Annotated in this window: 12 protein-coding genes and 3 pseudogenes; 7 read left to right on the plus strand and 8 right to left on the minus strand. The window is 64.4% G+C overall.

Annotation, left to right across the window (positions count from 1 at the left end; all coding sequences use genetic code 11):
* Positions 1 to 69 precede the first annotated feature (69 nt).
* On the minus strand, positions 70 to 1350 hold the full coding sequence (locus HK353_RS14375) for a pyridoxal phosphate-dependent aminotransferase (RefSeq protein WP_173157213.1): 1281 nt from the start codon (positions 1348 to 1350) through the stop codon (positions 70 to 72).
* Positions 1351 to 1657: 307 nt separating this feature from the next.
* Between HK353_RS14375 and HK353_RS17625 the strand changes: the two genes are divergently transcribed.
* Together HK353_RS17625 and HK353_RS14385 are read left to right on the plus strand one after the other, a co-directional pair.
* Entirely contained in the window at positions 1658 to 1789 is a 132-nt protein-coding gene (locus tag HK353_RS17625) for a TetR/AcrR family transcriptional regulator (RefSeq protein ID WP_173157215.1), read from the plus strand.
* Between the two features lie 170 nt (positions 1790 to 1959).
* Positions 1960 to 2298, plus strand: a pseudogene (locus tag HK353_RS14385) (ATP-binding cassette domain-containing protein); the annotation flags it as partial.
* A gap of 33 nt (positions 2299 to 2331) precedes the next feature.
* Here the strand turns inward: HK353_RS14385 and HK353_RS14390 are convergent.
* The 3 genes from HK353_RS14390 to phoA form a co-directional block, all read right to left on the minus strand.
* The gene (locus HK353_RS14390; protein ID WP_173157219.1) at positions 2332 to 3816 is read right to left on the minus strand and encodes an amino acid permease; all 1485 of its coding nucleotides are present in this window, start codon (positions 3814 to 3816) and stop codon (positions 2332 to 2334) included.
* A gap of 142 nt (positions 3817 to 3958) precedes the next feature.
* The gene (locus tag HK353_RS14395; protein WP_173157221.1) at positions 3959 to 4534 is read right to left on the minus strand and encodes a GNAT family N-acetyltransferase; all 576 of its coding nucleotides are present in this window, start codon (positions 4532 to 4534) and stop codon (positions 3959 to 3961) included.
* A 153-nt stretch (positions 4535 to 4687) separates the two neighbouring features.
* Complete coding sequence (gene phoA, locus HK353_RS14400) at positions 4688 to 6508, minus strand: alkaline phosphatase (protein WP_173157223.1); 1821 nt, start codon at positions 6506 to 6508, stop codon at positions 4688 to 4690.
* A 296-nt stretch (positions 6509 to 6804) separates the two neighbouring features.
* Between phoA and HK353_RS14405 the strand changes: the two genes are divergently transcribed.
* Together HK353_RS14405 and HK353_RS14410 are read left to right on the plus strand one after the other, a co-directional pair.
* On the plus strand, positions 6805 to 7251 hold the full coding sequence (locus tag HK353_RS14405) for an ATP-binding cassette domain-containing protein (protein ID WP_245396038.1): 447 nt from the start codon (positions 6805 to 6807) through the stop codon (positions 7249 to 7251).
* Positions 7224 to 7865, plus strand: coding sequence for an ABC transporter permease (locus HK353_RS14410; protein WP_342589947.1), 642 nt, complete (start codon positions 7224 to 7226; stop codon positions 7863 to 7865). Before HK353_RS14405 ends, HK353_RS14410 begins: the two co-directional genes overlap by 28 nt.
* Before the next feature lie 28 nt (positions 7866 to 7893).
* Here the strand turns inward: HK353_RS14410 and HK353_RS14415 are convergent, their stop codons facing one another.
* The gene (locus HK353_RS14415; RefSeq protein ID WP_342589948.1) at positions 7894 to 8790 is read right to left on the minus strand and encodes an ABC transporter permease; all 897 of its coding nucleotides are present in this window, start codon (positions 8788 to 8790) and stop codon (positions 7894 to 7896) included.
* A pseudogene (locus tag HK353_RS14420) lies at positions 8787 to 9669 on the minus strand (ABC transporter ATP-binding protein). Before HK353_RS14420 ends, HK353_RS14415 begins: the two are co-directional and overlap by 4 nt.
* Before the next feature lie 416 nt (positions 9670 to 10085).
* On the opposite strand from HK353_RS14420, the gene HK353_RS17175 reads away from it, so the two are divergent.
* Genes HK353_RS17175 through HK353_RS14435 form a run of 3 tightly spaced genes read left to right on the plus strand, consistent with a single transcriptional unit; the run spans position 10086 to position 14840 of the window.
* Entirely contained in the window at positions 10086 to 12431 is a 2346-nt protein-coding gene (locus tag HK353_RS17175) for a SpaA isopeptide-forming pilin-related protein (RefSeq protein WP_245396047.1), read from the plus strand.
* Positions 12432 to 12441: 10 nt separating this feature from the next.
* On the plus strand, positions 12442 to 13824 hold the full coding sequence (locus HK353_RS14430; RefSeq protein WP_173157227.1) for a SpaH/EbpB family LPXTG-anchored major pilin: 1383 nt from the start codon (positions 12442 to 12444) through the stop codon (positions 13822 to 13824).
* A complete protein-coding gene (locus HK353_RS14435) occupies positions 13821 to 14840 on the plus strand; it encodes a class C sortase (protein ID WP_173157228.1) in 1020 nt (339 codons plus the stop codon). The genes HK353_RS14430 and HK353_RS14435 overlap by 4 nt, the downstream gene beginning before the upstream one ends.
* Here HK353_RS14435 and HK353_RS14440 read toward each other — a convergent pair.
* Both HK353_RS14440 and HK353_RS14445 read right to left on the minus strand, forming a co-directional pair.
* Positions 14812 to 17493, minus strand: a complete 2682-nt coding sequence (locus tag HK353_RS14440) for a helix-turn-helix transcriptional regulator (protein ID WP_173157230.1) — start codon at positions 17491 to 17493, stop codon at positions 14812 to 14814. The genes HK353_RS14435 and HK353_RS14440 overlap by 29 nt on opposite strands.
* Positions 17494 to 17739: 246 nt before the next feature.
* Positions 17740 to 18305 (minus strand): annotated as a pseudogene (locus HK353_RS14445) (response regulator transcription factor).
* Between the last annotated feature and the right edge of the window lie 7 nt (positions 18306 to 18312).

Here is an 18312-nt window from a genome sequence, read left to right on the forward strand (position 1 = left end):
GTCGCAGGGGCTCGGTGCCTCCGCCGCACCCGGCATCGGGCGGGTGCTTCGCCTGAGCGGTCGTGGCCGTCAGCCGGCTGCAGGTGCTCCCGCATGCTCGGTTTCGCGCACCACGGGCAGCTCGCACGTCGTCGGAGCGACCTGCCGGTAGCCGGAGAGGAACGTGTCGAGGCGTTCGATCGCCTCGGTGAGCACCTCGACGGAGGGCAGGGTGACGAGTCGGAAGTGGTCGGGCTTGGGCCAGTTGAAGGCCGTGCCGTGGGAGACGAGGATCTTCTGTTCGCGCAGCAGGTCGAGGGCGAACTGCTCGTCATCGGTGATGCCGAACTTCTCGACATCGAGCTTCGCGAACATGTACAGCGCACCGTCGGCCCGGTGAGCCGAGACGCCGTCGATCGAATTGAGCCCCTCGTAGGCGACCTGCATCTGCGCGCCGAGGCGGCCGGTCGGCAGAACGAGGTCGTCGATCGACTGCTTCCCGCCCAGGGCCGCTTGGATCGCGTGCTGGGCCGGGACGTTCGAGCACATGCGCATATTCGCGAGCAGCTTGATGCCCTCGAGGTAGCTGTGCGCCTCGTCGAGCGGTCCGGTGATCGCCAGCCAGCCGGATCGGTAGCCGGCGACCCGGTAGGCCTTCGAGAGTCCGGAGAAGGTCAGGCACAGAACGTCGTCGCCGGTGAGGGTGGCCATGTTGACCAGTTCGACGCCGTTGTAGGTGATCTTCTCGTAGATCTCGTCGGAGAAGACGATGAGGCCGTGGCGGCGTGCGATTTCCGCGATCTTCTGCAGCGTCTCCTTCGAGTACACCGCACCGGTCGGGTTGTTCGGGTTGATGACGACGATTCCGCGGGTGCGTTCGGTGATCCGGGACTCGAGGTCGTCCAGGTCCGGCTGCCAGGCGGCTTCTTCCGCGCAGCGGTAGTGGACGGGGGTGCCGCCGGACAGTGCCACCGAGGCGGTCCACAGCGGGTAGTCGGGCCCGGGTACGAGGATCTCGTCGTTGGGATTGCACAGGGCCTGCAGGCTCAACGTGATGAGTTCGCTGACCCCGTTGCCGAGGAAGACCTCGTCGGTGCCGAGATTGTGGATGCCGCGGGTCTCGTAGTACTGGACGACGGCGCGGCGGGCGGAGAGGATTCCCCGGGAGTCGGAATAGCCCTGCGTCACGGGCAGGTTCGCGGCGATGTCCTGGACGATCGCTTCGGGGGCTTCGAATCCGAAGGGGGCAGGGTTGCCGATGTTGAGCTTGAGGATCGTGTGCCCGGCGGCTTCCATCGCCTGGGCCTCTTCGAGGACGGGTCCTCGAATGTCATAGAGGACATTGGCCAACTTCGACGACTGCCTGAACATGTGAACCGAAAAACCTTTCATACGACTGCTGCTACATCCACGCTAGGACCCCCGCCGAGGTGGTTCTGACCAAACAGAGGCCCGTTTCCCAGACCTTTGCTCGGTTCGGAGGACCGTTGTGCAGACCTTTTGCAGCTGGGCCTCACGATACTCTGGGGAGCATGGCGGATGTGAAGCCGGGGCCCCGCCGGAGGGGGCGCCCACCTAAGGAAAGCGGCAGTGACGCTCGCCGGCCTCTTCGCGGAAGTCGTCAAGCTTCCCGTGCGGCCGGACCGCATCATCCGCTCGGCTTTGGACGTCCCGGACGATGGCGGGTGCGCTCATGTTTCGCCATGTCCTCGAACTCGAACCGCTGGCATCGATGCCGGTCGACGATCTTACTGCGCGCTTGGCGCCGGCGGTGCAGGACCATCTCGGTGGAGTCGGCGACTCGATGTGAGCCCGAACGTCGGCCGCACAGGCACCGCTCATCGGTGACTGGACGACAGTCATGAAATCTCGCCGTGAGAACCCTTGACCAGAGCCCCCTCGAATGTCATATTCAGCACTTGATGAATAAGTCGGTGGCAGCACGAGGGCGGTCGATCCGGAGGGGTCGACGGACCGTCGGCCGATCAGTTGGCCAGGACGCTCTCGGGCGGTCAGGCCAATCGGGTGCCCTTAGCGGCGGCGGTGCTCGGATCTCCGGACCTGCGCATCTTCGACGAATCGACCGAGGGACTCGACTCCGTGCTGCGCAATGATCTGTGGAGCGTCTTCCGGGGGCGGGCGCTCGCCGAGGAGGGGACGACCCTGCTCGTCTCGAGCCACGTCATGGATGAGGCCACGCGCTGTCACCGGCTGCTGCTGATGCGGGAGGGCGCGATCATCGCGGACACGACACCACACGATCTGCTCTCCCGGAACGCGAACGGCAACGGTAGACCAAACCGTCGCCGGAGGCCGTGAGAAGTGGCGGCGGTACCGACACGAACTGAGATATCAGTTCGTTCGGAACCTCAGGGGTTCGGTGCGGTCACTGAGTTCGTGGGGTCGGCGTCCTTCGCCGCGGACGAAGGCGAGATAGCACAGCCACAGCGCTGCGACCCAGAGCAGACCGACCCACAGGGCCGGCCGCGAATCGGGGACGATGCCGACCATGACGACGACGAAGATGATGAACGCCACCGTGATCCATGAACCCACCGGCCACAGCGGGACGGGGAATTCGCTGGGAGGACGAGCCTCCTCGGCGATCACACGTTTCATCCGCAGATGAGCGGCGAGGACGATCAGCCACACCAGCAGCGTCGCGAAGGTGGCCAAGGCACCGAGGAGGAACAGGGCCTGGTCGGGGTAGAGGTAGTTGAGGACGACGCCTGCCAGCAGCGCGACGATCATCGTGATCACGGTCATCACCGGCACGCCGTTGCGGGAGGTGCGGGCGAAGGACCGTGGGGCCTGACCCTGTTCGGCGAGACCGTGGAGCATCCGTCCGGCACCGAAGATATCGGCGTTCATGGCCGACAGGGCCGCTGTGACGAGGACGACCTGGAGGACGGCGGCGGCCGCGGTGAAGCCGACGGAGTCGAAGATCGCGACGAAGGGGCTGATCTCGGAGGTGATCTGATTCCACGGCAGGATGCACATGATGACGCCGAGGGTGAGGACGTAGAAGAGGAGGATGCGCAACGGCACCGAGTTGATGGCGGCCGGGATCACTTTCTTCGGGTTCTGGGCCTCACCAGCGGTGACGCCGATGATTTCGACGCCGCCGAAGGCGAACATGACGATGGTGAACGACGACAGCAGACCCCAGATTCCGTTGGGGAAGAAGCCGCCGTTGTCGAACAGCGACTGCGGTCCCATCTGGTCATGGTCGGCGATACCGAAGCCGAAGACGATGATGGCCACACCTGCGACGATGAGGGCGACTATCGCGGCGATTTTAATGAGCGCAAACCAGAATTCGAGCTCACCGAAGACTTTGACTCCCAGCATGTTGATCGCGGCGATGAAGAACACGACGGCGAGCACCCAGATCCACCGGGGCACATCCGGGAACCAGAAGCCCATGTAGACGCCGATCGCGGTGGCGTCGAAGACGGCGACAAGGACCATTTCGAAGGCGAAGGTCCAACCGACGAGAAACCCGGCGAAGGGGTGGATATAGCTGGAGGCGAACTGTCCGAAGGACCCGGAGACGGGGTGGCGGACGACGAGTTCGCCAAGTGCTCGCATGACCATGAACACAGCTGCGCCGCCGATGATGTAGGCGAGCAGGACCGCAGGTCCGGCGGCTTGGATTGATTCCGATGACCCCATGAAGAGGCCAGTGCCGATAGCCGAGCCGAGGGCCATGAATCGGATATGGCGGGCGGTCAGGCCGCGCCGCAGGCCTGCGTTCTCCCCGTTGTCGTCAGCGCGTTCGTCGGCGCGATCGTTCGCGGGGAGCGCCTCGTTGCCGTTCCTGTCGGCTGGAGCCATCGGTGTCCTCGGTCCTCTTCTCTCGACTGCACGAGGCCACACTTCGAACTCGTACTCTGTCTCGGCCCCCAACGCACGTCTCAGAATCTCATACCGGTCGGATGGCATTCTCTGCGGGTTGGGGCAATGAGTCAGAGATCACTCAGGCTGTCTGGCGGTCGCTTGCGAGCATCCCGAAGATGAGGGTGTCGGTCCATTCGCCCTTCGACCACCAGTCCTTGCGCAGGTGGGCTTCCTGACGCATGGCGATCCTCTGAGCCAGCTTCGCCGAGGCGGTGTTCCGGGCATCCATCTGCGCGAACACCCGATGGAGACCGTAATGGTCGAAGGCGACGTTGAGCACGGCGATGGCCGCCTCCGTGGCGAAGCCGTGGCCACCGGCTGCCGGATCGAGGATCCACCCGATCTCCGCCTTCTCTTCACTGCCGTCTTCGAGCCAGAGCGCGATGTCACCGATGACCCGTGATCCCTCAAGCGAATCGAGTCCGTCGGCAGTCTCGATGACCAGCGCCAGGGCACGGGACTCGGTCTCGAGGCCTGTCCGCGGAATGCGTTTGGCGATCTGGGTCTCGGCCACCTCGGCGGTCCAGGGATCCTGGAGGAGGAACCGGGAGACGTCCTCGCGGGAGAGAATCCGCAGCTGTGCCTCGGCGTCGGATTCGACATAGGGGCGCAGACGCAAACGGTCGGTGGTCAGAGGCAGATCCACGGGGTCCATGGACTCACTCTGCCACGGGAACCTGTGCGCAGCACGAACGACGCCGGACGCTTCCCTGGAAGCATCCGGCATCGTTCGCGCTCACACGCAGTGACTCAGATGGCGCGGTGGAGCTGAGGTGGAGCAGTGAGGCGGTGGAGCCTCACCCACGGCTCAGGCGGGGAGGAACCCGCGGCGCTTGGCCATGCGGACCAGGGCCGATCCGCCGATGATCGCGGCCACGCCGAAGAATATCGCGGCACCGATCTCGACGCCGGTGCGCGGCAGGGTCCCGCCGCCACCGCCGGCCAGCCCCGGACCTTCGTTTCCGCCGCCGGAGGAGGCATTTCCTTCGCCTCCCTCGGAACCGCCGTTCGCGCCGGAACCGCCGTTCGCGCCGGAACCGCCGCCCGCGGCATCGGAGGAGCCGTCGGAGTCGTCGGATCCGTTCGAGTCCTGGGCACCTGCGGAACCGTCATTGCCGCCGGCATCGGAGGAGCCGTTGGAGCCGTTCGCATCGTCCGAGCCGTTTGTGTCATCGGTTCCGGCTGCATCGTCGTTGCCGTTCGCGTCGTCGCCCGGGTCACCGGGAACCTCTGCGTCGGGATCGAGTCCCAGGCCGTCGGCGATCGTGTGGTGCATGTCCGTCTGGTCGGTCAGTCCGACGACGTTGGCCGCACCCGGGCCGTAGGCGGCGATGCGGATCTGTGTGCCGGTGTGACCCTGCGACTCCTCTTCGTCTGCGGTCGCGTAGTTCATGGTCATGTCGGTGCCGTCGGCGGTGGTCAGCGTTCGAGTGAGTCCCGGAGTGTCCATGCCGGTGGATACGATCTGGCTCGTGTGAGCGTGATCGGCGGTGGTGATGACGAGGGTCTCGCCGTCCTTCTTGGCGAAGTCGAGGGCTGTCTTGACCGCCTCGTCGAGGTCGACGGTCTCACCGATCTGACCGCACGGGTTGGCTGCGTGATCCTGCTTGTCGATGCTTGCTCCCTCGACCTGGAGGAAGAAGCCTTTGTCGTTGTCGAGCAGGTCGACGGCCTTATTCGTCAGCTGATCGAGCTTCGGAACCTCTGAGGTGCGCTCCGGGTTGTTCGTGCACTTCACTGCGGGTTCGGTGGCGCCTCCGTGAGTGGCCTTCGGTCCCTCCCAGCGAACGGGGAAATTGCCCTCCGTGAAGAGACCGAGCACCGGCGAATCCTGGTTCGCCTCGGTGACGGATTCGAGTGAGCCGGAATCGTCGACGAGCTGGTAGCCGCGGTCCTCCGCCTGCTCACGCAGCGTCTTGTCCTTCCAGTCACCGGCTTTGGCCTTCTGCTCGAAGGAGGTCGAACCGCCGCCGAGCGTGACATCGGCGCGAGCGTTGAGGATCTGCTCGCTGATCGACCCGAGGCCGCCGTTCTCCAGCGCCTCACCGGAGCAGTCCTTGCTCGTCTCCTCGGGCCCGTAGCAGCCGCGGAGGCTGATGTGGGAGAGCTGCGCGGCAGGAGTAGCGTCCTGGATCTCCGCAGTGGAGACGTCGCCGGTCTTCATGCCCTTCGCGCGAGCCATTTCGATGAGGGTCTTGTGCGGGTTGCCCTTGCGGTCGACGCCCAGCGCACCGTTGTAGGTCTTCGTGCCCGAGGACCAGCCGGTCGCGCTCGCCGCGGAGTCGGTGACGTAGTCCGGCTTGCCGGTGTCCTTGTCCACCGCGTACGTCGTGTACTGCCCGGTCAGAGGCAGCTCATCGAGACCGTCGAAGCGTCCGTGGGCGCCCTTCGCGTAGTTGCGGGCGGCGGTGATCTCCGAATCGCCCATGCCGTCGCCGATGAGGAGGATGACGTTCTTCGCGCTCGAATCCTCGACGGCATCGCGGATGACGTCAGTGTTGTCTCCGTCGAGTTGACGGGCGCCGCCGGGTTCATCGATTCCCGCAGCCTGGGCGGGGCCGGCGTATCCGAAGAGTGCGAGGCTGAGTGCGCCGGTCGCCGCAGCGAGACGCAGTGTTCTCTTGGCCATGTGCTGTCCTTTCGTAGAGAGGCACAGGCGCTCACTGGGGGCGTGAATCCGCCGTGGTCAGAGAGATGGCGGCGGCAGTTCACGAACGGGCGTGTGAGCGACGAGTGCGAGCAATCGCCACCCAACTTACTCAGCATTTTCACAAGTTGAGTGGAGGGAATGTGAAGCCTGAGTTAACTCGATGAATTCTCGTCGTTACGTGTCGCGCCCACCGCAGGAACCAGTGACAAATGGCACCCCTGCCTCGGTGAGAAATGGCATCTGTGCAGGTGACTGCGGATTTCTAGTCTGTGAACATGACTTCATCGACAGCGCTCAACACAGTCCCTCACCCGCAGACTCATACCCCTCACCCGCAGACGGCGACCGACATACAGCCTGCGGTCAATCTCACCCATCTGACCAAGAGCTTCGGCGACCTGCGGGCCGTCGACGGCCTCGATCTCTCCATCCGTCCCGGCAAAGTCAGCTCCGTCCTGCAGACCGGCGGTCTGCCCGATGACCTCACCGTCCGTGAAACCGTCGACTACACGTCCGCGATCTTCGCTTCCTCCCTCGACACCGACGTTGTCCTCGAACGCGCCGGGATCGCCGATATCGCAGGCTCGGTGGTCAAGAAGTGCTCGGGCGGACAGAAGCAGCGACTGCGGTTCGCCATGGCACTGCTGCCGGACCCGGCCCTCACAGGAGCACGAACGCCGCGCTCTACATCTCGGTGTCCCTGGCCACATACGGGGCGATGATCGCCACGGCCACCGGCGGCGCTCAGGTCGCGATCGAACGGGCGCTGGGCTGGAGCCGACAGCTGGCACTGACTCCCTTGCACCCGGCGGCCTACATCCTCATCGAGGTGATCGTGTCCATGGCCCTCGGCGCGGTGTCCGTCATCGTCGTCTTCGTCCTTGCGTCGCTCACCGGCGTCCACGCACCGCTGGGCACCCTCATCGCCTCGGGGCTGCTCGTCATCCTCACCTCAGGAGTGTTCGCGGCCTTCGGCGTCATGCTCGGCTACCTGCTGCCGGCGGAGAACGCGATTCAGGTCGCCAGCATGGTCCTCGGCATCCTCTCCCTCATCGGCGGACTCTTCGTCCCGCTGGCGATCTGGCCGGACACCCTGCAGACGATCGCCCCCTTCACCCCGGCCTACGGAACGATGCACGGGGCGTCACCGCTGCCTGCGAGGGAGACCGATGTGCTGCGCGCGGCCGCCGACGGGGCGAGCGTCGACGAGGTGGGCGCCCAGCTCTATCTGTCAGCCGGCACCGTGCGGAACCGCCTGTCGTCGGCGATCGGGAAGACGAACGCCCGCAACCGTGCCGATGCCGCACGGATCGCGTCCGAGAACGGCTGGCTGTAAGCCTTTGCAGGTCGCAGCGCTCAGACGGTCACTTCTTGAGCGCCTGACCCCACGTCAGCTTCGGTCCCGACTTGAGGATCGAGCGCTCGAAGATCCTCGTGGCCAGCAGCAGCGCGAGCAGGGTGGTGACGATGAGGATGAGCAGAGATACCAGCGGCTCCCACCAGGCGATGGTGCCGAGGAAGACTCGCATCGGCACTGCCACCGCCGCGGGGAACGGAATGTAGGGCAGCACCGCCATCACCGTTTCGTTCGACGAGAAGATGATGACTCCCATATAGGGCAGAAAGATGAGCATCATGATCGGCGTGCTCGTCGACGGCAGATCCTCGGTGCGCGAGACCATCGATGCCGCGGCCGCGTAGAGGGCGGCGACCATGACGAAGCCGATGACGAAGAGCGGAATGAACCAGGCGATCGGTTCGGCGACCTTGCCCAGTACCAGGTCGTTTCCGCTGGCGGCGGCCCCGGCGAGGACCGCGATCGCGGTGAGTCCGATCTGTGCGAAGGCGAGGATCGTGCACGCGATGACCTTGCCGAACATGAGCACCCGCGCCGAGGTGGACGCGAGCAGGATCTCGACGATCCGCGACTGCTTCTCCTCCACCACGGACGAGGCGATCGTGTTCCCGAATGTCATCGCGGCCATGAAGAACACCAGCCCGAGCCCGAGTCCGATGAAGTAGGTGAGAGCCGGGTCCGGGGCGTCGGGGTCGAGGAGTTCGACCTCAGGAGGGACAGCACCGCCACCCCGGTCGGCGAATCCTCCGATTCGACGACGGCGGATTCGACCTCCTCGGAGGTGATCAGGGCTTTTGCCTCGTTCGATGACGAGTCCGATCGCGGTGGTGAATTCGGCTCGGCTGCTGCCGGCGCGGGCTGCTTGAGTGCCGTCGGCGGCGGTGGTCGTTTCGGTGGTGCTCATGCCTGCGTGACCTCCTGGAAGAGACGGTTGAGGGCAACGTCGTGCGGAGCGAAGGACGCCACCGAGGAGACGGTGAGCGCTTTGCGCAGGACCGCCTCGGCGGCATCGGCATTCGGGGCCGTGAACCGGACCCAATTGCCGTCGAGCTCGACGACGGAGATATCGGGCAGACCACGCACCCAGCCGAGGTCGGCATCGGTCTGCAGCGTCCACTCGGGCAGACTGCGCTGCCGGCGCAGTTCCGCGGTGGTGCCTGCTGCGACGAGGCGGCCGTCGTTGATGATGACGAGATCGTCGACGAGGCGTTCGACGAGGTCGAGCTGGTGGCTGGAGCACTGGGGCGCCGGAGGAGGCGAAGGCGGTGAGGACGCCGAGGGTGCGTTCGACGGCTGCAGGATCGAGGCCGGAGAACGGTTCGTCGAGGACGAGGGCTTGCGGGTCGTGGATTAGCGCCGCAGCGATCTGGACCTTCTGCTGATTGCCGAGGCTGACCGATTCGAGAGTATCGGTGGGTTCGCCCTTGAGGTCGAGCTGCTCGAGAAGGTCGAGGCCGCGCTTCATCGCCGCTTGGCGGGTGAGGCTGTGGAAGCGGGCGAGGTAGACGAGCTGATCGATGATCGGCATCTTCGGGTAGAGACCTCGCTCCTCGGGCATGTAGCCGATCGCACTGCGGTGATGTGCGGTGATCGGATCACCGTCGACGAGGATGCGGCCGGAGTCCGTGGCGAGAACGCCGAGGAGGATCCGCATAGTCGTGGTCTTGCCCGAGCCGTTCGAGCCGACGAAACCGGTCATCCGGCTGTCGCCGATGTCGAAGCTGAGGTCGTGCAGCACCTGCTTGTCGCCGAAGCTGCGGTTGATGTTCTCCAAGGTGATCATGCTTCAACGCTATGTGGAGACCGGCGTGAGCGGATCAGCCGAACGGGTGAATTCGTGCTTCTACCTGCGGGGGATGGGCGTCAGGCAGATGCTTCGGTAATTGAAATTCGAACTACTGAGTAGTCGAAACCGAAACTACTCAGATGGACGTGGACTACCCGACTATTGCTGAAGCCCGGGGCCTGAGCAATGTCAATGACTGCTCAACTACATAAGTTAAAAGAGTTCGACCAGCTCCTCTCTCCCCATCCCCTGACCTGATCGCACTCTGACGTGCGCAGCCAGGGACTCGAAGCGAGCTGAAACACCATGCTCGACTTCGAAATGAGGAATGTATGACCCGGTTAGGTCTGCGCGTGCGCGCCTGGTGGGCTGCACTCACAGCTGTGCTCATGGTCGCCGCCGGTGGTGCCGTGATGTTGCCGGCTGCACCGGCCCAGGCTGCACCTGTTTCGATCAGCTGTGAGCCTGATGTGGTCTACTCCGTTTCGGGAAAGGGACAGCTGCGGAAGGCCGCAGGGGGTGTATCAAGCGACGTCGGCAACCCCGCGAGTGGCGTCGGCAAGTTCAATGGTTTGGGGATCGGTAAGACGGGGTCGGCCGTCTACGCTTACAACCGCTCAAGTAATGGCTCGGGTGGTGAGACAGTCGAGATCTATCGGTTTGATACGTCAACTGGTCAGTGGTCTTCGACGCAAAAGAAGAAGTCGAGCGACGTTGCGTTCATCGGCGGGGCGGTGAACCTCAAAAGCGGGTTGTTCTACTTCGGGGGTTATACCGCAGACGGAAAGAAGTTTCGACTGTTCGTGTACGACCCGGATTCAGGCAACATTGCTTCGAAAGGGTGGATCAACACAAGCGCGAGTGCAAGCAATGCATCAAACGGCGATATCGCCTTCGACTCGTCGGGAAACCTCTTTGTCGTCCGGGGTGTTGGGCAAAAGACCACCATCTTCTCCGTGACTTCCACGAGCTTGGAGGCGGGCAGTGGCGAGAGTAATGAAATCATTGCAGGAGACTCCAAGGAGCGCACTACCACAAGCAATGTGAACGGCGTTGCCTTCGACGAAAACGGCGCAGGATACCTGGGTGCCGAGTCCACTGTTTCCGCTTGGGACACTCCAGATTGGTCCAACGAGAGTCAGTTCTTCGCAGGGACTCACAGAGAAGGGCTCCTTGGCTGGAGAGTGGTCTGGGACTGGGTCGGTGACACCGGCAGCACAGATCTCGCGTCGTGTTCCTCTCCTGCAACTATCACTTTGCAGAAGAATATTCAGGACGGGCGAGCGAAAGCCGGAGACCAGTTCACGCTGAACCTTGAGCAAAATGGATCACCGCTGGCAACTGGTACAACTACGGGTACTGGCACTGGCCCGCAGCAGGTCGGTACTGTAGGCCCGCTCCCTGCCAAGCGCGGTGTCACAATCGACTTCTCAGAGACGGCGGGTACGTCCGATACAAATCTTGACGACTACTACAGCGAATATTCCTGCGCTGTTGAAGGGAGCCAGAAAGTCTTGGCTTCGGGCAAAGCCACGTCAGGATCTGTGAAGATTCCGGCTGTGGGTCAGGGTGATGCCGTGATCTGCACAATCAAGAATGCTCCGCTGACTGCCAACGTCTCGATCCACAAGGACGTCGTTGACGAGAACGGTGAGAACAAGAAGCCGGGTAAGGACTGGACAGTCGGTGCGAAAGCCACCGCCACCACCGACTCGGTGACCTCGACGCCCACGGCCGCCACGCAGAAGACCGACGCGAACGGCAATGCGAAGTGGGGACTGAAGTTCTCGAAGACCACCGGCCGGGCCACGGTTGCGATCTCCGAAACCCAACAGGACGGCTTCGAGTTCAAGAGCGGCTCCTGCGAAATCACCCATCTCGACGGGTCGAAGGACACGAAGAAGCTCACCAGCGACAAGAGCACCGATCTCACCGGAATCAAGCCGGGCGACAACGTCGACTGCGCCTACGTCAACAAGGTCAGCGACACCGCGCTGACCCTGGTGAAGAAGGTCGACAACAAGGCCGCCGCCGGCACCGCCAAGGACACCGACTGGACACTCAAGGCAGCTGGTGACACCGCTTCAGGAAACAAGACGATCGAAGGCAAGACCGGATCGACCGAAGTCACGAAGGCTAAGGTCAAGGCCGGCAAGTACTCACTGTCCGAGGCGGGTACTCCGAAGGGCTACGAGGCCTCCGACTGGGTGTGCAAGCCGACCTCCGGCTCCGGAGTCGTCACCTCTGACAAGAGCTCCGTGACCCTGAAGTCCGGCGACGACGTCACCTGCACCATCACGAACACCGCGAAAACCGGTGCCGTGACCTGGGGCAAGACCGACGAATCCGGAACAGCTCTCAAGGGATCGGTATGGACCCTGACCGGACCGGACGGATCCGCAGTCGACGTCGAGGACTGCGTGGCCGCCTCGGCGAGTGACTGCTCCGGAGCTGACAAGGATCCGGCAGCGGGCAAGTTCTCGGTTGCCGACCTCAAGTGGGGCGACTACACGCTGACGGAGAAGAAGGCCCCGGCCGGATACATCCTCGACGACACACCCCACACGTTCACGGTCTCCGGATCCGATCTCGACAAGAAGCTCGGGTCGTACACCAACGAGCAGAAGCCCCGAGTGGCGCTGCCGCTCACGGGTGGAACCGGAAGCCAGATCTACCTCATCGGCGGAGCAGCTCTGCTCGTCGCCGCCGGTGCCATCGCACTTCTCAAGGGCCTGCGCCGCAGGAACCGGAAGCACTGAAAGGGAAACAATGAAAGTTAAGAAACTGGGTCTCCTGCGGCGTCTGACCGCCGTGGCCGCGATCGCCTCGCTGAGCGTGCTCGGCATGGCCGGCACGGCGCAGGCCGACAGCAATGTGGGCAACATCGACACCGGTCGCACCGGGTCGATCATCGTCCACAAGTACGACGGCGCCTACGGCACCGACGGCGGTGACGGTTCGGTGAAGACCGACACCTCGAACCTCGGCACTCCGCTCGACGGCGCGGAATTCACGGTCAAACAGGTCACGGCCAAGGGCGGCCGAGCCATCGACCTGAAGACCCCCGAGGGCTGGGACCTCATCGACGGTCTCAAGGCTTCCGAGGTCACCACCGGCGGATTCTCGCTGGGCAATGGGGTCTCGAAGACCACCGCCAATGGCGGACTCGCAACCTTCGGCGGACTGCCAGCGGGCCTCTACCTCGTCACCGAGTCCAAGGCTCCGGCGAACGCCACTTCGACGACGGACCCGTTCCTCGTCACGTTGCCGCTGTCCCAGTCGAACGGCAAGTGGCTCTACGACGTCAACGTCTACCCGAAGAGCTCGGTGAACAAGACGCAGCCGACCAAAGAAGTCTCGAACCCTTCGGCATCCGTGCGCGGCGAGACCGTCGACTGGACGATCACCGCCCCGGTTCCGGCCGCGAACAACGGGTACAAGAAGTTCGTCGTCACTGATCAGCTGGACTCGCGACTGAGCTACGTTTCGGTCAAGGTCGCAGGCTTCACCGAAGGCACTGACTACAGCATCGTCAAGAATGGTCAGTCCGTGTCGATCGACTTCACCTCGACCGGTCTGGGCAAGCTCAAGTCTGTGAACACTGTCGTCGCCACCATCACCACGAAGGTCACCGAGCAGGGCGATGGAATCATCAAGAACAAGGCGATCGTCAACGTCAACGACACCACCAAGGACACCAACGATCCCAGCACCAACTGGGGCTCGCTGAAGGTCATCAAGCACGTTTCCGGCGATCAGTCCCACACCCTCGGCGGAGCCGAGTTCGACATCTTCTCCGATGCCGCAGGCAAGAACAAGGTCGCCTCGGTCAAGACCGCTGCCGACGGCACCATCTCCACCACCCTGTGGGTCGGAAACAACGACGACACCACTCAGAAGTACTGGATCAAGGAGACCAAGGCTCCGACCGGCTACATACTCGACGGCTCGCTCAATGAAGTGACCGTCACCGCAGGCGAAGTCGCGAATGCCTTCCAGTACAAGTTCCCCAACACCCAGCAGGGACACCCCGAGCTTCCGCTGACGGGTGCTGACGGCAAGCTCCTGGCCATGATCGCCGGCATCGGCCTTATGCTCATCGCCGGCGGCGCAGGAATCATCGCAGCCAACCGCCGCAAGAACCAGGCGTGACCGAGTCGCCTGCCGGCAGGCAGTCCGCCGAAGCTGCCGTGCCGGGAACGTCCACGCGGCGTCCGTCCACCGACGGGCGCCGCTGGCGCGTGCCCACCCTCTCCCTCGTCATTGCGTTCATCGCTCTGACAGGCTTGGGCATCTGGACCTACCCGAGCGCGGCTGCGTGGTTCTCCCAGCTCGACCAGGCGAAGATCATCGACAACTCCGCCACCGTGACCGAAGGCGGCAAAGCCGAGAACGCCCGCCAGATCGCCCTCGCGCACAAGTACAACGTGGCGCTGGAGTCCGGCGCCCAGCTCGAGTCGAATCACCGACTCCCGTCGGGCAGCGGCACCTCGGCGAAGCGGGCGCCGGCTTATGACGACGTGCTCGTCGATGGCGGACCCGGAGTCATGACCCGCCTGCGGATCCCTTCGATCGACGTCGACCTGCCCGTCTACCACGGCACCGACGACGCGACCTTGCTCAAAGGGCTCGGCCACCTCGAAGGCACCAGCCTGCCCGTGGGCGGCAAGGGCACGCATTCGGTCATCACCGGCCATCGTGGACTCGCCGATGCGACGATGTTCACGAACCTCGACAAGGTGGGCAAGGGTGACCGGTTCACGTTGACGACGTTCGGCCAGGTGCTCAGCTACCAGGTCATCAAGACCCAGGTCGTCGACCCGGATGAGACCGAATCTCTCGGAACGATCTCTGACCGGGACCTCGTCACCCTCGTGACGTGCACTCCGCTGGGCATCAACTCGCAGCGCATCCTCGTCACCGCCGAGCGGGTCTATCCGACGCCGGCGGCCGATCAGGAATCAGGACTCGCCGAATCCGATCTGCCCGGGTTCCCGTGGTGGATCGTCATCATGGCCGCAGGCCTCGTAGCCGCCGGAATCTACGTCTGGTGGTCGGGGCGTCCCGTGCGCCCGAAGGGCGAGAAGCCGAAACCTGATACCCCCGCCGAGGTGGCCGAGCAGTCCCGTACGAAGACAGCTAGGACCGCGCGCGGCCCTCGGCACTGATTCGGCCGGTGTCGCGCAGCTTGAGCATGAGTTTTGGAATGTCCCGACGTCGTTCGGCCCCGAGCTTGGCCCGAGCCTGCAGCACATGCGATTCGACGGTGCGCACGGACAGGACGAGGCGCTGACTGATCTGCACATTCGTCAGCCCTTCGGCGACGAGACGGCACACCTCGAGTTCACGTTCGGTCAAAGTCACTGCCGGAGCCGCCGCAGGCTCGGACACGGACGTGTCCTCGCGCGGCTGCAAATCCTCCGGAGGCGTCACCGCTCTCTGCCGCAGAGCATCCAGAGCCTCTCCGGCCACCCGTGCTCGGGCGCTCAGCCTGTGTGAGAGGAACAGGGCCCTGGCCTGGGCGAAGGCATGGCGGGCGGCACCGCGGTAGCCGACGCTCTGCAGTTCCCGACCTGCCGTCAGGAGCGCCTCGGCGTCTTCGTCGGCTGAGGCGTCGATGTGCCTGCGTGCGGCCCGGGGACCCGGCAGGCTCAGGTCGTCGGCTTCGTCCGGAAGGGTCTCACGCGCCTCGGCGGCGGTGATGGTGCCGTCGAGGACACGCGCGTGGGCGAAGACGGTGTGCATCCACGCCGGCAGCGGCTCGGGATTCGTCGCGCCCGGTCCCAGCAGGAACGCGGCCAGACCATCGTGGAAGCGATAGCCCTGTGAAGGAGAGGGATCTCCGGTCGATGACGGGTGAAAGTAGGGCGCAGTGCTGCGCTGCCATCGACCGAGGGTATCGCGCAGGCCCCAGCCGACCGCCAACAGCGCTGGGGTGACAGTGGCGGCGACGGCCTCATAGTCACGGGCAGCCAGTTCGGTCTCCCCATCGAGCAGACGTTGGATGCCGATGCACCAGGAAGCAGTCGCCTTCAGCTGCCAGCCGTTGTGTACGGAGGCTCCGCTGGCCACAGCCAGCAGTTTACGGGTGATGAGTTCCGAGCGTTGGGGTTCGATCCCGGCCAGGAGGCAGTTCACGGTCGCTCCGACCATGTAGAACCAGGCCATGGTGAAGGTGAACCCCTCCAGGGAGCGGGGCTGGACGGTTGAGAGTTCGACGTAGAGTTCGTACCCGGTCTTTGCGGAGACGATCAGTGCCTCGGCGTTGTCGGTCTTGAGGTGATACTGGCACAGGGCTGCATACGCGGCGAACCGCAGGGCCGGTGAGGCCAGGCGGTTGTCGACCACTGCCCGCACATCCTCGACGCGGGTCATGCCGCCACCGGTGAATGAGGACACGAGGTTCGCGATTCCCGGAATGACCGGGTCGACATCGTCCCGGAGGAAGTCCGTCCACCACTGAGGCAGCTCGGTTTCGCCCGCCAGCGCAGCGGCCGCGGTGAACAGCAGCTCGAGAACGATCGGGTCGCGCTCACGGCCCAGAAGCCCGTGCGCGATTCCGGTCCTGATGAGGTCGATCACGCCCGCACGGTCGCCGCCCAGCAGCCGAGCCGTGAGCGTCTGCAGCTCCCATTCGAGCAGCATCGACGGATCGTCCTGGACCGAATCCTCGACCATGTGGAGCATGATCGTCGCCTCCATCGGATCGCCGAGGCGGTTGAGCGAGCGTGCCGCCCTGAGCAGAAGCGAGGCATGTGACCGATCGATGTCGCTGCCGTCGTTGATGAGGTCCCGCGCCAGACCGATCTCCGCGGCCTCACCGACGGGGTAGCCAGCCTTCCACAGAATCACCAGACGGCGATCGAACTTCTCCTCATCTGCGGGATCCGCCTCGCCGAGGAGCTGATTGGCCAGGGCGTCGACGTGCAGCGGAGAGACCGCCACGGACGGCTGACCGCTGACGTCGAATTCACGAGCCAGACGCAGATCGATGAGCCGGGCGATGACCGTGTCACCGAAGAGCTGCTTAGCTGTGCGGATCGGCATCGGGCTGAGATCACCGAGGCGGCGAGCAGCGACGAGCGTGGAAGGATTCAGCTGCGGAAACCGGGCGGATAACCGCGACAGTACCCGATTGCCGAAGAAGGGGGTGTCGAAGCTGGCATGCGGATAGTGACGCGGAACCCGGTGCGGATCCTCTTCGGCCCAGGCGACGAGGTCGGCAGCGACCAGCGGTCTGCCCGCAGACAGGGCGGCCAGGGTACGCAGCTGCAAGTCGTCGAGCGGAATCGTCGCGGCCAGGCCTGTCACCAGGGCAAGCGATTCGCTGCCGGTCAGTCGTGCCAAGTCGATCCGGTCGATTTCCCCGGAATTCCACCCGTCGGCGATCTGCTTGAGGACGCCGTTGTCGCCGCAGTGGACGGACCGCAGGATGTCCCCGTCGACGAGGTAGGCGATCGGCACTCGAGAGGTGTGCAGGGCCTGATCGATGACGGGCCCTGCGGTGGCCGTGAGCAGGTGAGCACCGCTCAGGATCCGCGGTCCGCCGGTGAGCCGGCGGGCATCGACGAACTCCGCGACCTCCTCGGCGGTGGTGTGGGCATTGGCCCGTAGGAGAGCCTGATCGGGGTGACCGAGCGCAGCGGCCAGTGACCGGGCGAAGTCCAGGGCTCCGTCACCGGAGAGGCAGACCACGATGACGGAGCGGCCGGATCGGAGGAGGTCGAGGATCTGGGTCGACTCTCTGCTGCGTGTCGGAGCCAGGTGCACGAGCCTGTCGTAGGCGGGATCGACGGGAGTGAAGCCGTCCACACTATGCATAGAAATGCAGCCTTTCCGGTCTGCGAGTCGGCGCAGTCCAGTCGGCTGCGGTGCCGTTCGCCGGGGGCGACCGTGAAGAAGAGGTTCGGGTATCGGTGGGGGGAGAAGTGGGGTGCTTGTCAGAGATTTGAACACGATCATGTTACTCCCGTTGTGGCACCGTTAGTGTCCGTCGTCCGAAACGGTCATCCGGAACCCTCGCCGAGGCGGCTCTCCTCCTCACTGAGGCAACCGTTCGCGCCGCGATCATCCGGTCCGGTCCTGCTGTCCGATCGACACGACGCCGTTCTCATACGCCCAGATCACCGCATGGATGCGGTCGCGGATGCCCAACTTCGACAGCAGGTTCGACACATGGGTCTTCACGGTCGCCTCACCGACGAAGAGGTCCCCGGCGATCTCGGAATTGCTCGCCCCGGTCGCCACCAGCCGGAGCACTTCGAGCTCCCGTTCGGTGAGCTGCTCGAGCTCGGGTGCCGCGGGAGTGGTCGGTGCCGGAGTCGACACCGAGCGTTCGATGACACGCCGGGTCACCTCAGGAGAGAGGAGACCGTCGCCGGCGGACACTGCCGTGACCGCGTCGATGAGCTGCTCCGGCTCGGCGGTCTTGGGGAGGAATCCACTGGCCCCGGCAGCCAGCACTCGGAAGAGGAAGTTGTCCGGGTCGAAGGTGGTGAGCATGAGCACGGCTCCGGCGGCACCTGCCCGTTTTCGGCCTCACCGACGACGGTGATGCCGTCCTCGCTTTCGAGGATCGTGCGGAAGCCGGTGCGAACCATCGACCGGTCGTCGGCGAGGAGGACTCGGATCATGTGGATG

The sequence above is a fragment of the Brevibacterium permense genome, assembly GCF_013280495.1.
Classification (GTDB): Bacteria; Actinomycetota; Actinomycetes; order Actinomycetales; family Brevibacteriaceae; genus Brevibacterium; species Brevibacterium permense.